16 protein-coding genes are annotated in these 19,152 nt (G+C 60.3%); 3 read left to right on the top strand and 13 right to left on the bottom strand.

Features of this window, described 5'->3' with window-relative positions; translation table 11 throughout:
• The 5 genes from QVP03_RS01105 to QVP03_RS01085 form a co-directional block, all read right to left on the bottom strand.
• A partial coding sequence (locus tag QVP03_RS01105) for an MFS transporter (protein WP_410511312.1) occupies positions 1 to 1,081 on the bottom strand: 1,081 nt, incomplete at its 3' end.
• A 367-nt stretch (positions 1,082 to 1,448) separates the two neighbouring features.
• Positions 1,449 to 3,365, bottom strand: coding sequence for a S9 family peptidase (locus QVP03_RS01100; protein WP_410511315.1), 1,917 nt, complete (start codon positions 3,363 to 3,365; stop codon positions 1,449 to 1,451).
• Positions 3,366 to 3,385: 20 nt separating this feature from the next.
• Complete coding sequence (locus tag QVP03_RS01095) at positions 3,386 to 3,589, bottom strand: hypothetical protein (RefSeq protein WP_022331842.1); 204 nt, start codon at positions 3,587 to 3,589, stop codon at positions 3,386 to 3,388.
• 186 nt (positions 3,590 to 3,775) lie between these two features.
• On the bottom strand, positions 3,776 to 5,020 hold the full coding sequence (locus QVP03_RS01090) for a peptidase U32 family protein (protein WP_022331841.1): 1,245 nt from the start codon (positions 5,018 to 5,020) through the stop codon (positions 3,776 to 3,778).
• Positions 5,021 to 5,064: 44 nt separating this feature from the next.
• Positions 5,065 to 6,033 carry a polyprenyl synthetase family protein gene (locus QVP03_RS01085; RefSeq protein WP_018696293.1) on the bottom strand — a complete coding sequence of 323 codons (969 nt, stop codon included), beginning with the start codon at positions 6,031 to 6,033 and terminating at the stop codon, positions 5,065 to 5,067.
• A 116-nt stretch (positions 6,034 to 6,149) separates the two neighbouring features.
• Between QVP03_RS01085 and QVP03_RS01080 the strand changes: the two genes are divergently transcribed.
• On the top strand, positions 6,150 to 7,154 hold the full coding sequence (locus QVP03_RS01080) for an ROK family protein (RefSeq protein ID WP_022331840.1): 1,005 nt from the start codon (positions 6,150 to 6,152) through the stop codon (positions 7,152 to 7,154).
• 178 nt (positions 7,155 to 7,332) lie between these two features.
• Here QVP03_RS01080 and QVP03_RS01075 read toward each other — a convergent pair whose 3' ends face one another.
• The 7 genes from QVP03_RS01075 to QVP03_RS01045 form a co-directional block, all read right to left on the bottom strand.
• Positions 7,333 to 7,806: a Dps family protein gene (locus QVP03_RS01075; RefSeq protein ID WP_022331839.1), complete on the bottom strand. Its 474-nt coding sequence runs from the start codon at positions 7,804 to 7,806 to the stop codon at positions 7,333 to 7,335.
• Between the two features lie 32 nt (positions 7,807 to 7,838).
• Positions 7,839 to 9,389, bottom strand: coding sequence for an alkyl hydroperoxide reductase subunit F (ahpF, locus tag QVP03_RS01070; RefSeq protein ID WP_022331838.1), 1,551 nt, complete (start codon positions 9,387 to 9,389; stop codon positions 7,839 to 7,841).
• Between the two features lie 5 nt (positions 9,390 to 9,394).
• Positions 9,395 to 9,961, bottom strand: a complete 567-nt coding sequence (gene ahpC, locus QVP03_RS01065) for an alkyl hydroperoxide reductase subunit C (RefSeq protein ID WP_018696289.1) — start codon at positions 9,959 to 9,961, stop codon at positions 9,395 to 9,397.
• Between the two features lie 244 nt (positions 9,962 to 10,205).
• Positions 10,206 to 11,144 carry a hypothetical protein gene (locus QVP03_RS01060; RefSeq protein ID WP_022331837.1) on the bottom strand — a complete coding sequence of 313 codons (939 nt, stop codon included), beginning with the start codon at positions 11,142 to 11,144 and terminating at the stop codon, positions 10,206 to 10,208.
• A 79-nt stretch (positions 11,145 to 11,223) separates the two neighbouring features.
• Positions 11,224 to 12,021 carry a DUF3108 domain-containing protein gene (locus QVP03_RS01055; RefSeq protein ID WP_022331836.1) on the bottom strand — a complete coding sequence of 266 codons (798 nt, stop codon included), beginning with the start codon at positions 12,019 to 12,021 and terminating at the stop codon, positions 11,224 to 11,226.
• Positions 12,022 to 12,065: 44 nt separating this feature from the next.
• Positions 12,066 to 14,174 carry an ATP-dependent DNA helicase RecG gene (gene recG / locus QVP03_RS01050; RefSeq protein ID WP_022331835.1) on the bottom strand — a complete coding sequence of 703 codons (2,109 nt, stop codon included), beginning with the start codon at positions 14,172 to 14,174 and terminating at the stop codon, positions 12,066 to 12,068.
• A gap of 86 nt (positions 14,175 to 14,260) precedes the next feature.
• A complete protein-coding gene (locus QVP03_RS01045) occupies positions 14,261 to 14,710 on the bottom strand; it encodes a radical SAM-associated putative lipoprotein (RefSeq protein ID WP_022331834.1) in 450 nt (149 codons plus the stop codon).
• A gap of 101 nt (positions 14,711 to 14,811) precedes the next feature.
• Between QVP03_RS01045 and ispG the strand changes: the two genes are divergently transcribed.
• Positions 14,812 to 16,293: a (E)-4-hydroxy-3-methylbut-2-enyl-diphosphate synthase gene (ispG, locus tag QVP03_RS01040; protein WP_022331833.1), complete on the top strand. Its 1,482-nt coding sequence runs from the start codon at positions 14,812 to 14,814 to the stop codon at positions 16,291 to 16,293.
• Positions 16,278 to 16,892 carry a WbqC family protein gene (locus tag QVP03_RS01035; protein WP_232044663.1) on the top strand — a complete coding sequence of 205 codons (615 nt, stop codon included), beginning with the start codon at positions 16,278 to 16,280 and terminating at the stop codon, positions 16,890 to 16,892. The genes ispG and QVP03_RS01035 overlap by 16 nt, the downstream gene beginning before the upstream one ends.
• On the opposite strand, the gene QVP03_RS01030 is transcribed toward QVP03_RS01035, so the two are convergent.
• Positions 16,816 to 18,846: a glycoside hydrolase family 2 protein gene (locus QVP03_RS01030; protein ID WP_022331831.1), complete on the bottom strand. Its 2,031-nt coding sequence runs from the start codon at positions 18,844 to 18,846 to the stop codon at positions 16,816 to 16,818. The genes QVP03_RS01035 and QVP03_RS01030 overlap by 77 nt on opposite strands.
• Positions 18,847 to 19,152: the final 306 nt, after the last annotated feature.

Raw genomic sequence — 19,152 nt, 5'->3', positions numbered from 1 at the left:
CGGGCAGGAATGCCAGCAGGAACAGTCCCGCGGCCATGGCCGTCAGCCCTGTCCCGCCGAGCAGTCCGGCGTGGATGCGCTCGACGAGCATTCCGGCCACGGGAGCCACGACCATGATCACGGCCGGCCATGCGGTCATCAGCAGCCCTGTCGCCACTTCGTCGTAGCCGAATTCGTGTTGCAGGTAGAACGGCAGCGCTACCATGGCCAGCATTTGCCCCAGGAACGAGCAGATCGACGTGACGACCGAAACCGAAAAGATCGGGATGCGCAGCAGGTCGAACGGCAGGATCGGATAGGGCTCGCGCAGCTGGCTGCGGATGAAGAAGAACCCGACGATGAGCAGCGCTGCGATGCCCAGGGTGAGCAGCCGCGGGTCGAGCCCGTGCGAAAACCCTTCGACCGAAGCCATCAGCAAGCCGAAGGTCAGGGCGTTCATTACGGCGTCGCGCCAGTCGAAACGGCGTGCGCTCACCCGCACGGGATTGTCCGGCAGGAAGCGGCGGCTCAGCCACAGCGCCACCAGCCCGATGGGGATGTTCACGGCGAAGAGCCACGGCCACTCGGCGACGGAGAGGATGCCCGCAGCCAGCGTAGGCCCGGCGACCGACGACACGGCGACGACCGTGGCGTTGATGCCCATGCCGCGTCCCAGTTGCGCCTTGGGGTAGATGATGCGGATAAGCGTGGTGTTGACCGATGTGACGGCCGCGGCGCCGAACCCCTGCATCACGCGCGCCAGCACCAGCGTCGGGAGTGATGTCGAAAGGGCGCAGCCCACCGAGGCCACGGTGAAGAGCATCAGGCCGCCGATATAGACTTTGCGGTAGCCCACCACGTCGCCCAATGCCGAAAACGACAGCAGCGAGATCATGATGGCCAGCTGGTAGGCGTTGACGATCCAGATCGAGTCGGCCGACGAGATCCCCAGTTCCAGCCCGATGGTGGGCAGGGCGACGTTGGCGATGGCGCTGTCGATCACCGACAGCGAGACGCCGAACGCTACGGCCAGGATGGCCCACAGGCGGCGGGGCATCGGAAGCCCGTCGTCAGGTCGTGCGATATGGGGTGCGGCGTTCATTGCAGGGACAAAGATAATGTAATCGCGGCTCAATTCAAATTCGGGGCGGCCCGCAGGCTGGTTGTAGCTGGATCGGCCGGGTTGCGGGAAAGGGCTCGCCGCCGGTTTCGGGGATGCTTCTGACTGCCCGCAGCGTGTCTGTCGTCGGATGCTGCCGCCGGACGCCTCTCTCAGCGCTTTGCGTTTTGGCGGCGCCCGCGCCTCCGGCTGCTGCCGTAGGTGAGGCTGTCCGTGCCCCCCCCCTTTCCTGTGCTGTAAAAAACGGAAGCCCGGGATTATCCGGGCCTCCGTCACACAACTATGAATTTGAACTTTTTATTTTAAAAATTGGCTGTGTTCGTTTTAGGGATTGGGTGTCGCATACGGTTTACCTTCGGCTGTCTTCGGGGACGATTTCGCCCTCGGGTTTGATGCCCTTGAGGTATTTGCCGAGGAATTTCTCCATCGTGCGGTAGAAATCGAAGCGGTTTTCCTCGTTGTGGAAGCCGTGTCCCTCGTTGTCCTTGACCATGTAGTCGACATGCACGCCGCGTTTGCGCAGGGCGTTGACCATCTGGTTGCTCTCGTTAATGTTCACACGGGGGTCGTTGGCGCCCTGTACCACCAGCAGCGGGGTTTTGATCCGTTCGGCGTTGAGTGCCGGGGAGTTTTCGCGCAGCATTTGGGCGTCCTTTTCGGGATTGCCGACCATCTCGTACATCATGTCGAGCATCGGTTTCCAGTAGGGAGGGATGGTTTGCAGGAACGAGAAGAGGTTCGATACGCCCACGTAGTCCACGGCGCAGGCATAGAGGTCGGGATCCTTGACGATACCCTGCAACGTGGCGTAACCGCCGTAGCTGCCGCCGTAGATGGCGATCTTCGCGGGATCGGCGATGCCTTTTTCGATCAGCCAGTTCACGCCGTCCGTAATGTCGTCCTGCATGGTCTGGCCCCACTTGCCGTAGGCGATTTCTGTGAATTTGCGTCCGAAGCCGGTCGAACCGCGGAAGTTCATCTGCAGTACGGCGTAACCGCGGTTGGCGAGGAACTGCACCTCGGGGTTGAATCCCCACGAGTCGCGGGCCCACGGGCCGCCATGCGGATTGACCACTACGGGCAGGTTCTTGGCGTTGTGAAGCGTTTTGCCGACGGGCAGCGTGAGGTAGCCCTCGATTTCGAGGCCGTCGCGCGAGGTATAGGTAACCGGTGTCATCTCGGCCATCTGCTGCTCCTCGATCCAAGGTGCGAGGTCGGCCAGTTTGGTCATCGTGTCGGCTTTCACGTCGTAGAGGTAGTAGGCGCCCATCGTGCGGTCGCCGCCCGCATAGACGATATATTTGTCTTCGGCCTTGTTCCAGCCGCTGATGCCGACTTCGTAACCGCGCAGGTGTTTCTCCATGCGGCCGAACATCTCGCCCGTCGCCTTGTCGAAGAAATGGCGCCTCACGCCTTTGTGGCCTTCGTACGAAACACCCTGCAATTTTTTCTGTGCATCGCTGTACCAGATGCCGCGCAGGTCGTATTTGTCGTTGGTGTAGAGTTGTTCCAGCTCCTCGCAGGTCGCCGGATCCATCAGCACGAGTGCCGATTTGTCGCGCCCGAGGTTGGTGATGGCGTAGACCAGCTTGTTGTCCGGGGTGAAAGTGGCGAACGAAACGCCTTCCTTGAAGTTGGTCGTCAGTACGGGACGGAAAGGCTCGGCTTCGGTTTCGCGGTAGCGGATCTGCGTGTTCACGCCGTCGACGATGGCATAGGCTACGCGCAGCTTGCCGTCATGGTCGGTCTGCCAGCCCTGGATGTCGCCGGGATTCTCGCACAGCATCGTCATCTCGCCCGTCGAGAGGTTCAGGCGGTAGGGGTCGAAGATCATCGGGTTGCGCTGGTTGGTGCCGATGATCATCAGCGAGTCGATCTCTTCGAGCGGGTCGATGATCTGTGTTCGTACGCCCGGGATGGCCGTATAGGCTTGCGGGTTGCTGCCGTCGATGTCCACGCCGTAGAGTTGGAAATTCTCGTCGCCGCCGGTGTCTTTCAGATAGAGGATGCGGTGGTCGTTGGCCCAGAAGTATCCGGCCAGGTCGCGTTCGGTTTCCGAGGTGATGCGCACGGCGTCCTTGCCGTCGACAGGTTGCACGAAGATGTTGCGGCGGCTTTCGTAAGGCGCCATGTAGGAGAAATATTTTCCGTCGGGCGATATTTGGTACCCGGTTTTTTCCGTATTGCGGAAGAAGGTTTCCAAAGGCAGCTCGGGGGCTGTCTTGGGTGTACAGGCGGCCAGTATGGCTGCCGTAGCGGCGAACATGAGGAGTTTTTTCATGGGGTTTATTCGTTTGGATTTTCGTTCTGCTTTTTCGTGCGCAAGGCGTCCCGCCAGATGCTGCAGACCGAGAGGGTCAGCAGGATCAGGATCGGGATGTCGCCGGTGTGCGACGCCCCGGGAAACATCAGGTGCGTGGCTACTTTGATTGCAAAGGCTGCCACGGCGATGAAAATGGCCAGGATGCGGATGACTTTTTCGATTTCCATAGTGGGTGTCTTTTTGTTTTTGACACTGCAAACTTACAAAAGAAATTTTGAAAAACAAATAAAATTTATTGTTTTTCGATAAAATTTTTATGATAAGCAACTTTTTCCTGCCTGACCGCAGAGAAACCGTAACAAAAAAACGCCCGGAGGCGTTTCTTGTAATGAGTATTGCCCTGACAGCCGGGTCTATTCCGCGTCGACGAATTTGTAGAGCTGGTCGCCGCGGTGGATCGGGGTGTCGGTGTGCACGGCGCAGAGGGTGCCTTGTGCCACGGATTGCACCGGGGTGCCGTCGGTGTCGTGCAGCTCGGTGAGTGCCTGTTCGGCGATGCCGGTGGTGGCACCCATGAAGAAAATATCCTCGCCCACGGACAGCGGTGCGGCTTCGACCAGTACCTCGGCCACCGATATTCTCTTGTAGAAGTTTGTTACCTTGCCTACGTAGACCTTGCGCCGCGTGGCGGCCGAGCCGTAATGTTGGCTGTGTTCGGCCACGGGGCGCCCGGCGTAGTAGCCTTCCCAGAAGCCGCGGTTGAAGACCGTGGCGAGCCGCTCCTTCAGCCCGGCGGCCAGGGCGGGGGTGTAGGTGCCCGCTTCGATCGCGCGCAGCGCTTCGTCGTAGCATTCCACCACGCGCTTGACGTATTCCGCGCCGCGTGCACGCCCTTCGATCTTCAGCACCCGCACACCCGCACCGATGAACCTGTCGAGGAAATCGACCGTGCAGAGGTCTTTGGGCGAGAGGACGTAGCGCCCGTCGATGTCCAGCGCCGCACCGGTCTCCGTGTCCGTGACGGTGTATTTGCGGCGGCACAGCTGGCGGCAGGCTCCGCGGTTGGCCGAGCAGTTGGTTTCGTAGAGCGAGAGGTAGCATTTACCCGAAATCGACATGCATAATGCGCCGTGGGCGAACATTTCGATTTCGACCAGCTCGCCACGCGGGCCCCGGATGTCGTTCCCGACGATCTGGCGGTGTATTTGCGCCACCTGTTCGAGCGTCAGTTCGCGTGCCAGCACCACCGTGTCGGCCCACTGCGAGAAGAACTTCACGGTTTCGGAATTCGAAATGTTGCTCTGGGTCGAAATATGCACCTCGACCCCGATGCGCCGGGCATAGAGTATCGCCGCGAAATCGGTGGCGATGATGGCGTCGATGCCTTCGGCCCTGGCGCGGTCGATTACCTCGTGGACGGTTTGCATCTCGTCCTCGTAGACGATGGTGTTGACCGTGAGGTAGGCCTTGACCCCTGCGGCGTGTGCCGTGGCGACGATCTTCGCCAGGTCGTCGAGCGTGAAATTCGCAGCCGACGCCGAGCGCATGTTGAGCTTCCCGACGCCGAAATATACCGAGTCCGCCCCGGCCTGTATGGCTGCGGCCAGTGCTTCGTAAGACCCTACGGGGGCCATGATTTCTATCTCGGAGCGTTGCATAGTGTCGTTTACGGGGGATGTTCCTGTGAGGGGTGTTTCCGGAATCAGTTTTTGCGTCCCATCAGGCTCAGGGCGTATTCGCGCATCCGTTCCGTGCGGGATTTTTCGACCGAAAGGGTGTCGAGGATGCCCAGCGCCCTTTCGAAGCGCAGCGAAATCTGCTGTTCGGTGAGGCGTGGTATGTCGAGCCGGTCGTAGACGGCTTTTATCGTGGCGATTTTCTCGGCGTCGGGCATCTGTGAGCGGTGCGTCGAGCGGAGCACTTCGCGCGTAGGTTCGTCCGCGCGGCTTATGGCCGTGATCATCAGGTAAGTCTGTTTGCCTTCGAGGATGTCGCCGCCGATGGCCTTGCCCAGCCTTTCGTCGCCGTAGCTGTCCAGCAGGTCGTCCTGCAGCTGGAATGCCAGTCCCAGTTCGATGGCGAAGCGGCGCAGCTTGCGGCAGTCCTCTTCGGAAGCGCCGCCCAGCAGGGCGCCGATCGTGGTGGCCCCGGCCAGCAGCACCGAGGTCTTCAGCTCGATCATGTGCATGTATTCCACGACCGAAACCTTCGGCTTGCGTTCGAAATCCATGTCGTACTGCTGTCCTTCGCACACTTCGAGCGCCATGGTGTTGAACGTCGAGAGTATCTGCGGCAGCAGCTGCGCCGGCACCTCGCCCAGCAACCGGTAGGCGCAGATCAGCATGGCGTCACCCGAGAGGATCGCCACGTTCTGTCCCCACTTGGCGTAGACCGAGGGTTTGCCGCGCCGCACGGCTGCATTGTCCATGATGTCGTCGTGCAGCAGCGTGAAGTTATGGAACACCTCGACGGCTGCGGCGGCCGGCAGGGCATGTTGTATCTTATCGGTGAAGATGCCGTTGGAGAGCATCAGCAGCATGGGGCGCAGGCGCTTGCCGCCGCCCGCGAGCGAATAGCCGATCGGGGCGTAAAGTAGCTCGGGTTCGGCCGGGAACTCGGTTTGGGCCAGGTAATTTTCGATGGCGGAGAGCAGTTGCTCGTTCGTTTGCATAGTCTGACAATACTTTTGGATCGGAATCTGTCCCAAAAGTAGGAAAAAAGTTTGGAGTAGCCGAATTTTGGATTAACTTTGACCTGATAAATTCTAACCTTTAACCAGAACACGATATGAAAAAACTCGCTATCGGCGTGGACATCGGCGGTATCAATACTGCGTTCGGCCTCGTCGACGAAAACGGCGACCTGTATGCCGAATCGGTCATTTCGACCAAGAAATACCCCAGTGTAGACGATTATCCGGCCTATGTCGAAGACCTCTGCCAGGCGATGCACGCACTGGCCGACAGCCTTTCGTTCGAGTACGAACTGACGGGTATCGGTATCGGTGCCCCCAATGCCAATTATCATAAAGGTACGGTCGAAAACCCCGCGAACCTCTGGAAATTCCGCGAGGGAGACCCCAATCCCGATGAAAGCCGCCGCGTTTTCCCGCTGGCGGACGACATCCGGAACTGCTTCGGGGGTGTGAAGGTGCTCGTGACGAACGACGCCAATGCCGCGACGATCGGCGAGATGATCTACGGCAATGCCAAGGGCATGCGCGACTTCATCATGATTACGCTCGGTACGGGCCTCGGATCGGGTTTCGTCGCCAACGGCGAGATGATCTACGGCCATGATGGCTTTGCCGGAGAGTTCGGCCATGTCATCGTCGAGCGCGACGGCCGCGAGTGCGGTTGCGGGCGGAAGGGCTGCCTGGAGACCTATGTTTCGGCTACGGGTATCAAGCGTACGGCATTCGAACTGATGGCCAAAATGTCGGCTCCCAGCAAGCTGCGCGACATCGCTTTCGGCGATTTCGACGCTTCGATGATCTCCGCCGCTGCCGAGCAGGGCGATCCCATCGCACTCGAAGCCTTCCGTTTTACGGGCGAGATGCTCGGTCGTGCGTTGGCCGACGTGGTGACCGTCACGTCGCCCGAGGCGATTTTCCTCTTCGGCGGCCTGTCGAAGGCGGGCAAGCTGATCTTCGAGCCTACGCAGTGGTACATGGAGGAGAATATGCTCTTTGCATTCAAGAACAAGGTGAAGCTGCTTCCGAGCGGTATCCAGGGTAAGAATGCCGCGATTCTCGGCGCTTCGGCCCTGATCTGGCAGGAGGAGCATAAATAATCCGGCGGAAGGCCGGGCGACGGGCGTCGCTTCGGTTTGCCTGGCAGAGGATGAGCCGGGATTGTCTTGTCTTGCCGATGCCGTTTTCGGATTTGTCCGGATGAAAAGAATGCCGGCGGAGTTTGTGCTCCGCCGGCATTGCCGTTACATACCGGCTGCCCGGTGTCCCTGTGAAGGGCTATTTGTTGTAGGCGGTCAGCATCCAGACCATCTTCTCCTGCTCCTTCAGGTAGTCGCTCATCAGCGCCACGGTAGCCTCGTCGCCGGCCTCCGAGGCCAGTTCGAGCAGCTTGCGCTCCTCGCCGATAAGGTAGCTGTACGTGGTGAGGATATGCCCGATGGCCTCATCGCCGCGTGTTACGCCCGAAACCTCCTTGACCTTGGCGACCCTGAGGTATTCGCTGAACCTGTTTTCGGGCTTGCCGCCCAGCATCAGGATGCGCTCCGCGATCTGATCGGCCTTTTCGGCAGCATCGTCGTATAGCTCTTCGAACTTGCCGTGCAGGACGAAGAACCCGTGCCCTTCGATGTCCCAGTGGAAACCCCGCAGGTTGGTGTAAAATACTTGAAAATCAGCCAGCAGCGAATGCAGTGCCGATACTACGCCCTGTACTTTCTTCTCGTCCAGGTGCAAATAATCCAGTGTTTTCATAATCGTTTTTTTTTGTTTTAATTGTTTGTATATCAAATTATTCCCTTGATCCGGTCTTCCGAGGCCGACAGGGCTGCCTTGGCCCCTTCGCCCATTGCGATCACAATCTGTTTGTAACGTATGTCCGTCACGTCGCCCGCTGCATATACGCCGGGTACCGACGTGCGGCACTCCTTGTCGGTCAGGATTTCTCCCGCGCGGTTGGTGTCGAGGATGCCGGCGAACAGCTTGCTGTTGGCCGAGAGCCCGATCTGAACGAATACGCCGTCGAGCGGCAGTCGTTTTTCCGCTCCCGTCGGGCGGTCTTTCGTGCGCAGGGCCGTCATTCGGCTGCCGTCGCCTTCGACCTCGAGCGTCTGCACGTTCGTATGTACCGCTACATTGGGGAGCGTGCGCAGCTTCTCCTGCAATACCTGGTCGGCCTTGAGAGTCTCCATGAATTCGAGAACCGTCACCGAAGCGCAGGTGCCCGCCAGGTCGATTGCGGCCTCGACGCCCGAATTGCCGCCGCCGATCACAGCGATATGCTTCCCGGCGTAGAACGGCCCGTCGCAGTGGGGGCAGAAGGCTACGCCGCGGCCGATGTACTCCGCTTCGCCCGGCACCCCGAGCCTGCGCCACGAAGCTCCCGTGGCGACGACCAGTGCCGGGGCGCGGAAAACCTCCCCGCCTTTGGCATGCAGCTCCCGGATGCCGCCGTCCATGTCGAAACGTTCGATGCGGCGGTTGTCGCAGATGTCAATCCCGTAGGCCTCCATGTGTCTGCGCAGGTCGCCCGCGAGCTCTGCTCCGGTCGTGCGCGGCACCGAGATCAGGTTTTCGATGCCTACCGTTTCATTGACCTGCCCGCCGACCTTTTCTGCCACGACCGCCACGCGGAGCCCCTTGCGGGCTGCATAGATCGCGGCCGAAGCTCCGGCGGGGCCGCCCCCGGCGACCAGCAGGTCGTATTCGCGCACGACGGGCGTGATGCCTGTGTCCGAAGTACCGAAGCGCTCCTCGAGTTTGTCCAGCAGTTCGGCCAGCGAGCCGCGGCCGACGTGGATCAGCTCTTCGCCGTGGAAAACCGCCGGCACGGCCTGGATATTCAGCCGTGCAACCTCCTCGGGGAACAGGGCTCCGTCCACGGCCGTATGGGTGATCCGGGGGTTGGAGAGCGCCAGCAGGTTGAGCGCCTGTACCACATCGGGGCAGTTGGTGCAGGTGAGCGACATGTAGGTCGTCAGCGCGATCTGCCCGCCGAGCGCCCCGATCTGTCGGCGCGTCGCTTCGTCGGGCAGGTTTTTGCCCTTGCCGTCGGCGTTCAGCACGGCCAGTATCAGCGAGCTGAATTCATGGCCGTTGGGCACCGCCCGGAAGTGGATGCCGGTGTCCTTGTCGTTGCGCAGAAGCCGGAACTCCAGTCCCTGCCCGTCGGTGATCCGACAGCCGATCTTCGCGGAACAGGCGGCCGTCTCTTCGAGCAGCCCGAGCAGCTCTCCGCGCGACGCATGGCCGGGGTCGGCCGTGACGTCGAACACGTAGGAGGCTTCCAGCCCCTCGAACAAGCGGAGCAACTGCTCCCTGAGTGCATGATCCAGCATGGCCCTTAGATTTTACCTACCAGGTCGATACTCGGTTTGAGCGTCTCGGCGCCCTGCTGCCATTTGGCGGGGCATACTTCGCCCGGGTGTGCCTCGACGAACTGTGCCGCGGCGACTTTGCGCAGCAACTCCTCTGCATTGCGGCCGATGCTGTTGTCCTGAATCTCCACCAGCTTGACCTTCCCCTCGGGGTTGACGACGAACGTGCCGCGGTAGGCTACGCCTTCTTCCTCGATCATGACGCCGAAGCCGCGCGAAAGTACACCCGTGGGGTCTGCGAGCATCGGGTAGTTGATTTTGCGGATGCTTTCCGAAGTGTCGTGCCAGGCTTTGTGCACGAAGTGGGTGTCGGTGCTTACCGAGTAGACCTCCACGCCCATGGCTTTGAACCGGTCGTATTTGTCGGCCATGTCCACCAGCTCGGTGGGACACACGAACGTGAAGTCGGCCGGGTAGAAAAAGAAGATCGCCCATTTGCCTTTGAGGTCTTCGTTCGTGACCGTTACGAATTTGCCGTTGTGGTAGGCCTGAACCTTGAATTCGGGTACCGTTGAATTGATGATTGATGTCATAGCTGTACTTGTTTTATTTATGTGAATATTTTTTGCTGCTTTAGTTTTCTTCCTCTTTGCTGATACAAAAATAGGGGAAATCTTTGTATAAATCAAATTGATAATATTTATATCATTATAGTTTTATGCTATAATTGTGCTGTGCCGTTGCCGGGGGCCGAAACCGCCTGCAAAACGAAAGCCCCGGAGCGTTAACTCCGGGGCTTGGGTTCTCCGCCCGCCTTGGGTGCGGGGTGTTCCTGTTTTATCGCATCGCGATCTGCGAGGTTCCGATCAGGCGGCCGTCGCAGAACAGTTGTACGGTGTAGGCACCAGCGGCAAAGCCTGTGCTGTTATAGTAGATACCCACTTCGAGATCCTGGTTCTGGTAGTCCACTTCGCGCATGGCCGAATAACTCAGGCGTTCGCCCTCGAAATCGAAAGTCGGCATGGCCTCGGTCGTCAGCACATAGCCGTCGGGCGAGGTGATACGGACGTAGACGGTCTTTTCGCCCGGTGTCGCCAGCTCGTTGGCCGTCAGTACGAAATCCACGCGCAGGCGCGCGGCATTCTTGATCCTCGATACGGGTTTGCTGTTGGCGTTGAGCGCCGAGAGACGGATGTCGCGGGCGCGGATCACGGCGCCGACACGTACCTTGTTGTCCAGTTCGGCAGCCTTCTCCTCGGCCATTTCGGCGCGCAGCTTCGCCGACGAGATCTCCTTGCGGTAGGTTACGTTCTCGTTGATGAGTTTTTTGTTGAGCGTATTGAGCGAGTCGATCTGGCGGATGTAGCTCTTCATGACCGTGCGCAGCGTACCCACCTCCTTTTCGTACTGTTTGATCTTGGCCAGGTTCCATGAACGCTCCTTTTTCAGGCGCGTCATCAGCGAGTCTGCGCGGTCGCGTTCCACGTTGAGGTTGGCCGAAATGCTGTCGTTGGTCACCTGCAGGTTGTCGTAGTCGGTCATCAGGCGTCCCAGGTCGTTCTGGATCGAGTCGCGGTCGGCCTGCAACAACTGGTTGTCGACCATCTGCTGGCGGTGTATGCTGAAATAAAGTACCGAAAGCGCCACCAGGATCACCGAGAGGATGATGATGACGATGCGGTAGCCGCGGATGGATTTTTCCGGGACGGGCTGCGACATCATGTAATCGTCGTCCTCGAACTCCGAGGGGTCGTACCCTTGCTTATTCTCTTCCATAAAAACAGTTTTTTCAGTGTCGAATTTACCTGATTGTTCGCCGGGTCAGGGTTATCCTGAGGCAAAGATAACAAAATTTTTATTTTATGAGGCTCGTCATCGGGTATTTAAGCCCCTTGTAGCCCGAAATATAGGCATTGATGCTGCCTACGCGGACGGGCGACTCGATGTAAAGCGGGATTTTGTTCTCGTCGTCCGAGATCCATAGCGTGAAGACCGTGCCGTCGGTGAAGGAGAACCCTTCGGAAGTGCCCAGCTGGCATTCGAACTTCAGGGTCTTGAAGCGTCCCATGTTGCGGATCTTCTTCGTTTCGCGGCTTATGTACCTGTAATTCAGGTGCCGGATCGTGTCCTGCAATACCATCTGGAGGGTTGCGGGCTCACCGGGTTTGAAATCCTCGGCATTGGCCGAGCGCATGGTGAAGAAAAGCGCGATGGCATCCATGCTCTCGGGAGTCAGGGGCATGGTTTTCTCCTCGAAAGGCCGTTGGCGCCGCCGCCACCGGGTATGCACCTGGTCGTTGTCCCAGTCGTAAGTGTAATAGCTCTGGAACGTGTAGTCGCCCTCCTTGAGGTCGCTTTCGAAACGTACCGGACGCAGCGTCTCGGGGCTGATCCACACCGTGTAGATATCTTCGAGGTTGAAGAACCAGCGGTAGGTGGGCAGCGTGCGGCCGATGCCCTCGACCTTGTAGAACTTGCGGTCGTCGAGCTGCACCTCGCTCGTCTTGACCTCGACCGCTCCCACTTCGGTGTTGGGGAACATCTTGGCCTTGTAGCTGACGCGGTAGAAAAGCTGCTCGCCCGGGTGGTAGAGCTGGGCTGCGGCAGGCAGTGCGGCGGTGAATAACAATATCGTGAATAACAGTCGTTTCATGGAAAAAGGGTTTTTAATGGATAAACGGTCGTGGGTATGAAATATTACGAAATCATCGAAAAATCAATCTCTTCGCGCCCCGAATAGCGCCTCCTTAACTCCCTGAGGCCGCGGTGCTCCGGCCGGGAGAGGGTGCGGTCGGCGGAGAGGATGCCGGCCGCCGCCTCGCGCGAAACGGTGAGTATTTGGACATCGAGCGTGGGGTTGGCGATCTTCAAATCAAACGCCATGCCGCTCTGGAGCGTCCCGTTGATGTCGCCCGCACCTCGCAGCTTGAGGTCGAGCTCTGCCAGGCGGAATCCGTCGTTGGTTTCGCACATGGCGTCGAGGCGTGCCCGCGACTCCTTCGAGAGCTTTTCGCCCGACATCAGGATGCAGTAGGATTGTTCGCCGCCCCGCCCTACGCGCCCGCGCAACTGGTGCAGCTGCGAGAGCCCGAACCGCTCGGCCGATTCGATGACCATGACCGTGGCGTTCGGCACGTCGACGCCTACTTCGATGACCGACGTGGCGACCATGATATCGGCCTCGCCCGACTTGAACTGGCGCATCGACTCCTCCTTGTCGGCGGGTTTCATCTTGCCGTGGCAGATCGTCGTGACGTAGTCCGGCAGCGGAAAATCGCGCGATATGGCTTCGTAGCCGTCGGTGAGGTCTTTGTAATCCATGGCCTCGGACTCCTTGATGAGCGGATATACGACATAGACCTGCCGTCCCTTGGCGATCTCCTGCTTCATGAAGCCGAACAGGCGCAGCCGCGCCGCATCGGTGTAATGTACGGTCTTGATCGGCCGTCGTCCCGGCGGAAGCTCGTCGATCACCGAGACGTCGAGGTCGCCGTAGAGGGTCATGGCCAGCGTGCGGGGAATCGGCGTGGCGGTCATCACGAGGATGTGCGGCGGCTGCTCGTTTTTGGTCCAGAGCCGGGCGCGCTGCTCCACGCCGAAGCGGTGCTGCTCGTCGATCACCACGAACCCCAGGTTGGCGAACTGCACCCGGTCTTCGATCAGGGCGTGCGTGCCGATCAGGATGTGCACCTCGCCCGAGGCGATCCCTTCGAGCGCCAGCCGGCGCTCCCTGGCCTTCGAGGCGCCGGTGAGGATGGCGACCTTCACCCCCATGCCGTCGAGCATACGCGTGATGGTGGCGAAATGCTGGCGGGCGAGGATCTCGGTGGGCGCCATCATGCAGGCCTGGTAGCCGTTGTCCACGGCCAGCAGCATCGACATCAGCGCCACGAGGGTCTTGCCGCTGCCGACGTCGCCCTGCAACAGGCGGTTCATCTGGTAGCCCGTGACGGTGTCCTGCCGGATCTCCCTGATGACCCGTTTCTGCGCTCCGGTGAGCGGGAACGGTAGCTTTTCGTTGTAGAAGGTGTTGAAGACGCCCCCGACCTTCATGAACAGGAAACCGTTGTTTTTGGCCAGGCGCTCCGTGCGGCGCGACTGGACGTTGAGCTGGATGCCCAGCAGTTCGTCGAATTTCAGCCTGTACTGTGCCTGCCGCAGCAGTTCGGGCGACTGCGGGAAATGGATGTTGTAGTAGGCGTCGCGCAGTGGGATCAGCCCGTAGCGGGTTCGCACCTCGTCGGGCATGTAGTCGGGGATATGGTCTTTGGCCAGCGCCCACGCATTGCAGATGATCTGGTACATGCCCTTGGCGCCGAGCACGTTCGAAAGTTTCTCGGTCGAGGGATAGATGCCCTGCATGCCGCTTTCGGCTTTGCGCGAGAGCGCCTGTTCCATGGTCTCCAGCTCGGGGTGCGCCATCGACAATTCGCCGCGGTAGAACGACGGCCGTCCGAAAATGAGGTATTCGCGTCCCACTTCGACCCGTTTTTCGATCCATTTGATACCTTGGAACCAGACCAGTTCGGCCGACCCCGTGGGGTCGGAGACATAGGCCGTGAAGCGGCGTTTGCGGCCCGTGCCGGCATAGGCTACGCCCGTCACGCGGGCGCGGAACTGGAGCAGGGTGGGCGCATCGTCGGTGATCTCGGCGATGCGGTAGACTTTCGTGCGGTCGATATAGCGGAACGGGTAGTGACGCAGCATGTCGCCCAGCGTACGGATGCCCAGCTCCTTGTCCAGAAGCCGGGCGCGGGCTTCGCCGACGCCGCCTACGAATTTTATGTCGTTGTCCAGGTAGTCCACACGACAAATATACGAAAAAACAGGAAATCCGTATCGCGCACAGGGCGTTATTCCTTTTGCCGGGTGTTGCCGCGGGCTATTCCGGGCTATTCCTGCGCGTCCTCCTCCAGCGTGACGTCGACACCGATGCGGGCGAAACTGCCCCCGCACCATCCCTCGGCTTCCGAGACGCGGTCGGCTTCGGTGAATTCGACCGGAACGGACTGTGCCGCGAACTCCCCGCCGTTGGACGGGCCGTCGGTGTCGGTAAACAGGATGTCCGCCGTCGTTTCAATGGAGAATAATTGTCCGGGAAGTTCGTAGCAACCGTCGTCCCCGGTCTGTGCCTTATAGGAGCTGTTTGGTTGGCGCACCTCGATCCCGGGTATCGGGGTGCCGGTTTTGTCGGTTACCTTGCCGCCGACCCAGATATTTACGTGCGGCGTTCCGTACATGGCGGTCGGTGGTTCTCCGTTTTTCTGTTTTTCGCAGGCCGTAGAGAACCCGAGCAGTGTCAGCAACAGGAAAGACAGGCGTTTTTTGATGCGTTTTTTCATGGCGGGAGCGGGATTGTGGTTGCTATCCGAAATATAGGGAATAAATCGGAATTCGCAAAATCGCGGATTATCTTTATCTTTGCATCACAATCGCAGAAGAGATGAATCTTTCGGAATACAGTCGCCGCCCGAGTTGCGAGGTGCGCATCGGGCGGGTCGTGATCGGCGGCGGGCACCCGGTCGCCGTGCAGTCGATGACCAACACCGACACCAACGATACCGAAGCCAGCGTGGCGCAGATCGAACGGATCGACCGCGCCGGGGGAAAGATCGTGCGCCTTACGGCACAGGGGCGGCGCGAGGGCGAGAACCTTGCCCGCATCGTCCGCCGTCTGCGCGACGAGGGCTTCGATACGGCCGTCGTGGCCGACATCCACTTCCTGCCCGAGGTGGCCGCCATTGCCGCGCAATATGTCGACAAGGTGCGCATCAACCCGGGCAATTACCGCACGGATCGCGGGGAGCTGGAGGAGTTGATCGCCCGCTGCCGCGAGCGGGGCGTCGCCCTGCGCATCGGCGTCAACCACGGGTCGCTCGCCAAACGTGTCTTCGACCAGTGGGGAGATACGCCGCAGGGCATGGTCGTCTCGGCCATGGAGTTCCTGCGTGTCTGCAAGGCGCACGGATTCGACCAGGTCGTCGTGTCGATGAAGTCGAGCAACACGCGCGTCATGGTCGCCGCTTACCGGCTGCTGGTCGCGGCGATGGATGCCGAGGATATGCACTATCCGATCCACTTGGGCGTCACCGAGGCCGGCAGCGGCATCGAGGGGCGTATCAAGAGCGCCGTAGGTATCGGGGCGCTGCTCTGCGACGGCATCGGCGACACGATCCGCGTATCGCTGACCGAGGCCCCGGAGCACGAAATTCCCGTGGCGGAACTGCTGGTAAGGCACTTCGCGGAGCGCCCCGGGATATTTCCCGTGCTGCATCCCGAGCGTTACTCCCCGACCGAGTACCGCCGCCGTACGAATATACAGGTGCCGGTCGTGCACAGCGAGCCGCTCGACGGCTTCCGCGTAATCGAGGCCGTGTCGGGCAATCCCACGGCCGAGCTGCGCGCCGCGATCCTGAACCTCGATACCCCCGAACCGGTCGTCGTGAAACGCCGTTACGAGGAGACCTCGCTGGAGACATTGGCCGTGAAGGCTGCCGCCGACCTGGGGGTGCTGCTGCTCGACGGGCTGGCCGACGGCATCTGGATCGACGCGCCGGGATTTGCCGAAGAGCAGGTGCGCGAAATCGAGCTGATGATCCTGCAGGCGGCGCGCGTGCGGTTCTCGCACACCGAGTACATCGCCTGCCCGAGTTGCGGTCGCACGCTTTACGACATCGAAAAGACCCTCGCCGACATCAAATCGCGCACGTCGCACCTTTCGAACCTCAAGATCGGCGTCATGGGATGCATCGTCAACGGCCCTGGCGAGATGGCCGATGCCGACTACGGGTACGTGGGTGCCGTACCCGGCCGCATCACGCTCTACAAGGGGCGCACGGTCGTGGCACGCAACATCCCGCAGGAAGAGGCGCTCGACCGCCTCGTGGAACTGATCAAGGCCGACGGCGAGTGGGTGGAGCCATGACGATCCTGCCGCTCGCATACCTGCCCTCGGTCGAGTACTTCGCGCACTTGTTGTGCGGCGGGTGCGTCGTCGACCTGGGCGAGCATTTCGTGAAGCGCTCGGAGCGCAACCGCGCCCGTATCCTCGCTACGGATGGGGTGATGGAGCTGACCGTCCACGTGTGTCATGCCAACCGTCCCCGCCAGCCCGTACGCGACGTGCGGATCGACTATTCGAAACGCTGGCAGCACCAGCACTGGGGGGCGTTGGTCGCCTCCTACAAAGGGTCGCCCTATTTCGATTTTTACGCTGAATATTTCGAACCTTTCTACCGCCGGGAATACGGATTCCTGGCCGATTACAATGCCGAACTGCTCGGTCGGCTCTGCTCCCTGCTGCGCGTTCCCATGCCGGAGTTCTCCCAGGCGTATGTCGCTGCCGCCGCGGGCGACACCGACCTGCGTCCCAAACGGCGCAATGAGGGCCCGGCGTTCATTGCCGAGCCCTATGTGCAGGTCTTCTCCGATCGTATGCCTTTCCAGCCTAATTTGTCGGTTGCGGATTTACTGTTCGCCGAGGGCCCTGAAGCCGTTTCGGTTTTAAGACGTTGCCGACTCTGAGCGTCACGCTGTCGCGCAACGGCCCGGCGATGGCCTTGATTTCGACCGTGCCCCGCAGCGACACCGAATCCGTGCGGTACTGGCACGTGGCGTATTCCGTCACGGCCAGCGTGTCGGCCCCTGCGAGCAGCGTGGGGGCACCGGCCGACGAATAGATATGGAATGCCTGCCGTTCGCCGTCGCGCAGCGTCCGCCGCTTGTCTGTGATGTGCAGTGTCGGTTCCTCCTTGTTCCACAGAGCCTTATAGAGGTAGAACGCATCCTTGCGCTCGCGGCGGTCGATGGTCACGAGACCGGCGCCGTTCACCCCGTAAGGCCGGCGTACCGAACCGTAGTCGAACATGTTGTTGATCCATGTCCCCCAGAAAAGCGAGTCGTTCTGGAGGTTTTTGGCATACTGCTCGTGGAAGTGAGTCTGACGCTCCTCGGGCATCCAGTTCGCGCGGGGTGCCGCCTGTGCCGTATAGCTTTTGTGTCCGATGAAGCCGCTGCCCCCGTAACAGATTCCCGAGCGGAGGTGTGACCACCCTTTCTGCAACTGGTCGCGCCATACGGTCACGTCGTCCGTCGTGCCTTTGCGCCAGCCTACGTCCTGTCGCCAGACGATCAGGTCGGTGATGAAGTTGATATTGCCGTCCTGGTCGCTGCAGGCCACCGTGGGACGCGAAGGGTCGAGGGCGTGTGCCGCCGCGTTGAGCTTGCCCAGGTAAGGCGTTACGTCGTTGCCGCGCGTCCAAAGCCGCGAAAAGATACCCCACATCACCACCGAGGGGTGGTTGTAGTTTTGGGCAATGATCTCCTGCAACTGTTGCAGGCCGTTCTGTTCGAACTGCGGGGTGGCGTAGTAGGCCACGTCGCCCAGGAACGAGGAGCGGTGGAACGGCGCATCGACCCATACCAGCATGCCCAGCTCGTCACAACGGTCGTAGAGGTATTGCGCATGGGGCATCACGGCCGAACGCAGGGCGTTCGCCCCGAGGGTGCGGATCTGGCCGAGGTCAGCCTCATAGTCGGGCGCGATGAGTGCGCCGCCCGAGATGGCGTTGTCGTGGTAGAGCGTTACGCCGTGTATCGGGATGCGGCTGCCGTTGACCGCAAAGCCGCCCGCCGGGGTGGCTACGATGCTGCGGAAGCCCGTGCGCACAGCGACGCTGTCGGTGACGGTCGCGTCGCCGATGCTTACCGATACCCGGTAGAGGGCCGGGTTGGCGGGACTCCACAACTGCGGGGCGTCGACCGAGAAGGGAATCGTGACGGGTTTCCCGTCGATGCGCGTTTTCTGTCGTTTGGAAAATACGCGGCTGCCGTCGGGCGCCGTGATGTCGAGCGTCAGGACGCAACTGTTCTCCCCGCCGGTAACCAGATGGATCTCCGCTTCGCCTTCGACCCGCTCGTCGCTGACCGAGTTCTGGCGCACCAGTATGCCGTCCGAGCCGAGGTAGAGGGGTGATACGGCTGTTTTTTCCGTAAGGATCAGCTCCGCTTCACGGTAAATGCCTCCGTAGAGATTCATGTCCGTCGAGGTGGGAAGCACGTCGTCGCAGTAATTGTTGCTGACGACGACCAGCAGCGCATTGTCGGAACCGAACCGTATCTTGTCGGTGATTTCGAGCGCAAAAGCCGTACCTCCGCCCTTGTGCCCGCCGACATAGTAGCCGTTGACGAAGACGTCGGCCACGCTTTGCACGCCGTAGAATTTCACGAATAACCGTTTGGTCGCCCATTCGGCCGGGATATACATGTCGTTCTGGTAGTTGGCCGTTGTTTCGAGGAAATATCCGGTGCCTCCCGTATCTGTATTCCAGGTGTGGGGCAGCGTAACATGCCGGGCGTTGTCGCTGCTGTTCTCCGACTTGAAGAAGAAACGCCATCCCTCGTTCAGGGGGAATACCTCGCGGGCCTGTGTAGAGGCGCAGATGGCGAGGAGCAGGAGTGTCGCTATGTATCGTTTCATTGTCTCGGATGGTTTTGGTGTCCTGATGCAAAGATAATACAACGCCGGCTCAAAATCAAATTTTCCGCTGCGGGCGCCGCTTCCGTGCTGTCGGTATCCGGAGTCGGCTGTCCGGCGTTATGCGGGGCGGAATGTATGTCGGGATATACGTACGGCGTGTTTGTCGGTTGAGTGGTGTGCATTCGTATTGGGCCGTTGCGTGATTGTAGAAACACTGCCGGGTCGGGCGCGAGCGGATATTAGGACAGGGTCGGTCATTGCGGGCCGCCTGCCGCGCGTGATGCCCGCGAGAGGAAGATCGGAAGA

Source organism: Alistipes sp. CAG:29 (genome assembly GCF_000435435.1).
GTDB lineage: Bacteria > Bacteroidota > Bacteroidia > Bacteroidales > Rikenellaceae > Alistipes > Alistipes onderdonkii.
The sequence above is the reverse complement of the archived record's forward strand: the minus strand, read 5'-3'. Positions and strand labels throughout refer to the sequence as shown.

Bases quoted from the DNA above. Each gene is read 5' to 3' on its own strand.
- QVP03_RS01100 (WP_410511315.1), bottom strand. From the start codon at position 3,365: ATGTTCGCCGCTACGGCAGCCATACTGGCCGCCTGTACACCCAAGACA.
- QVP03_RS01095 (WP_022331842.1), bottom strand. From the start codon at position 3,589: ATGGAAATCGAAAAAGTCATCCGCATCCTGGCCATTTTCATCGCCGTG.
- QVP03_RS01090 (WP_022331841.1), bottom strand. From the start codon at position 5,020: ATGCAACGCTCCGAGATAGAAATCATGGCCCCCGTAGGGTCTTACGAA.
- QVP03_RS01085 (WP_018696293.1), bottom strand. From the start codon at position 6,033: ATGCAAACGAACGAGCAACTGCTCTCCGCCATCGAAAATTACCTGGCC.
- QVP03_RS01080 (WP_022331840.1), top strand. From the start codon at position 6,150: ATGAAAAAACTCGCTATCGGCGTGGACATCGGCGGTATCAATACTGCG.
- QVP03_RS01075 (WP_022331839.1), bottom strand. From the start codon at position 7,806: ATGAAAACACTGGATTATTTGCACCTGGACGAGAAGAAAGTACAGGGC.
- ahpF (WP_022331838.1), bottom strand. From the start codon at position 9,389: ATGCTGGATCATGCACTCAGGGAGCAGTTGCTCCGCTTGTTCGAGGGG.
- ahpC (WP_018696289.1), bottom strand. From the start codon at position 9,961: ATGACATCAATCATCAATTCAACGGTACCCGAATTCAAGGTTCAGGCC.
- QVP03_RS01060 (WP_022331837.1), bottom strand. From the start codon at position 11,144: ATGGAAGAGAATAAGCAAGGGTACGACCCCTCGGAGTTCGAGGACGAC.
- QVP03_RS01055 (WP_022331836.1), bottom strand. From the start codon at position 12,021: ATGAAACGACTGTTATTCACGATATTGTTATTCACCGCCGCACTGCCT.
- QVP03_RS01045 (WP_022331834.1), bottom strand. From the start codon at position 14,710: ATGAAAAAACGCATCAAAAAACGCCTGTCTTTCCTGTTGCTGACACTG.
- ispG (WP_022331833.1), top strand. From the start codon at position 14,812: ATGAATCTTTCGGAATACAGTCGCCGCCCGAGTTGCGAGGTGCGCATC.
- QVP03_RS01030 (WP_022331831.1), bottom strand. From the start codon at position 18,846: ATGAAACGATACATAGCGACACTCCTGCTCCTCGCCATCTGCGCCTCT.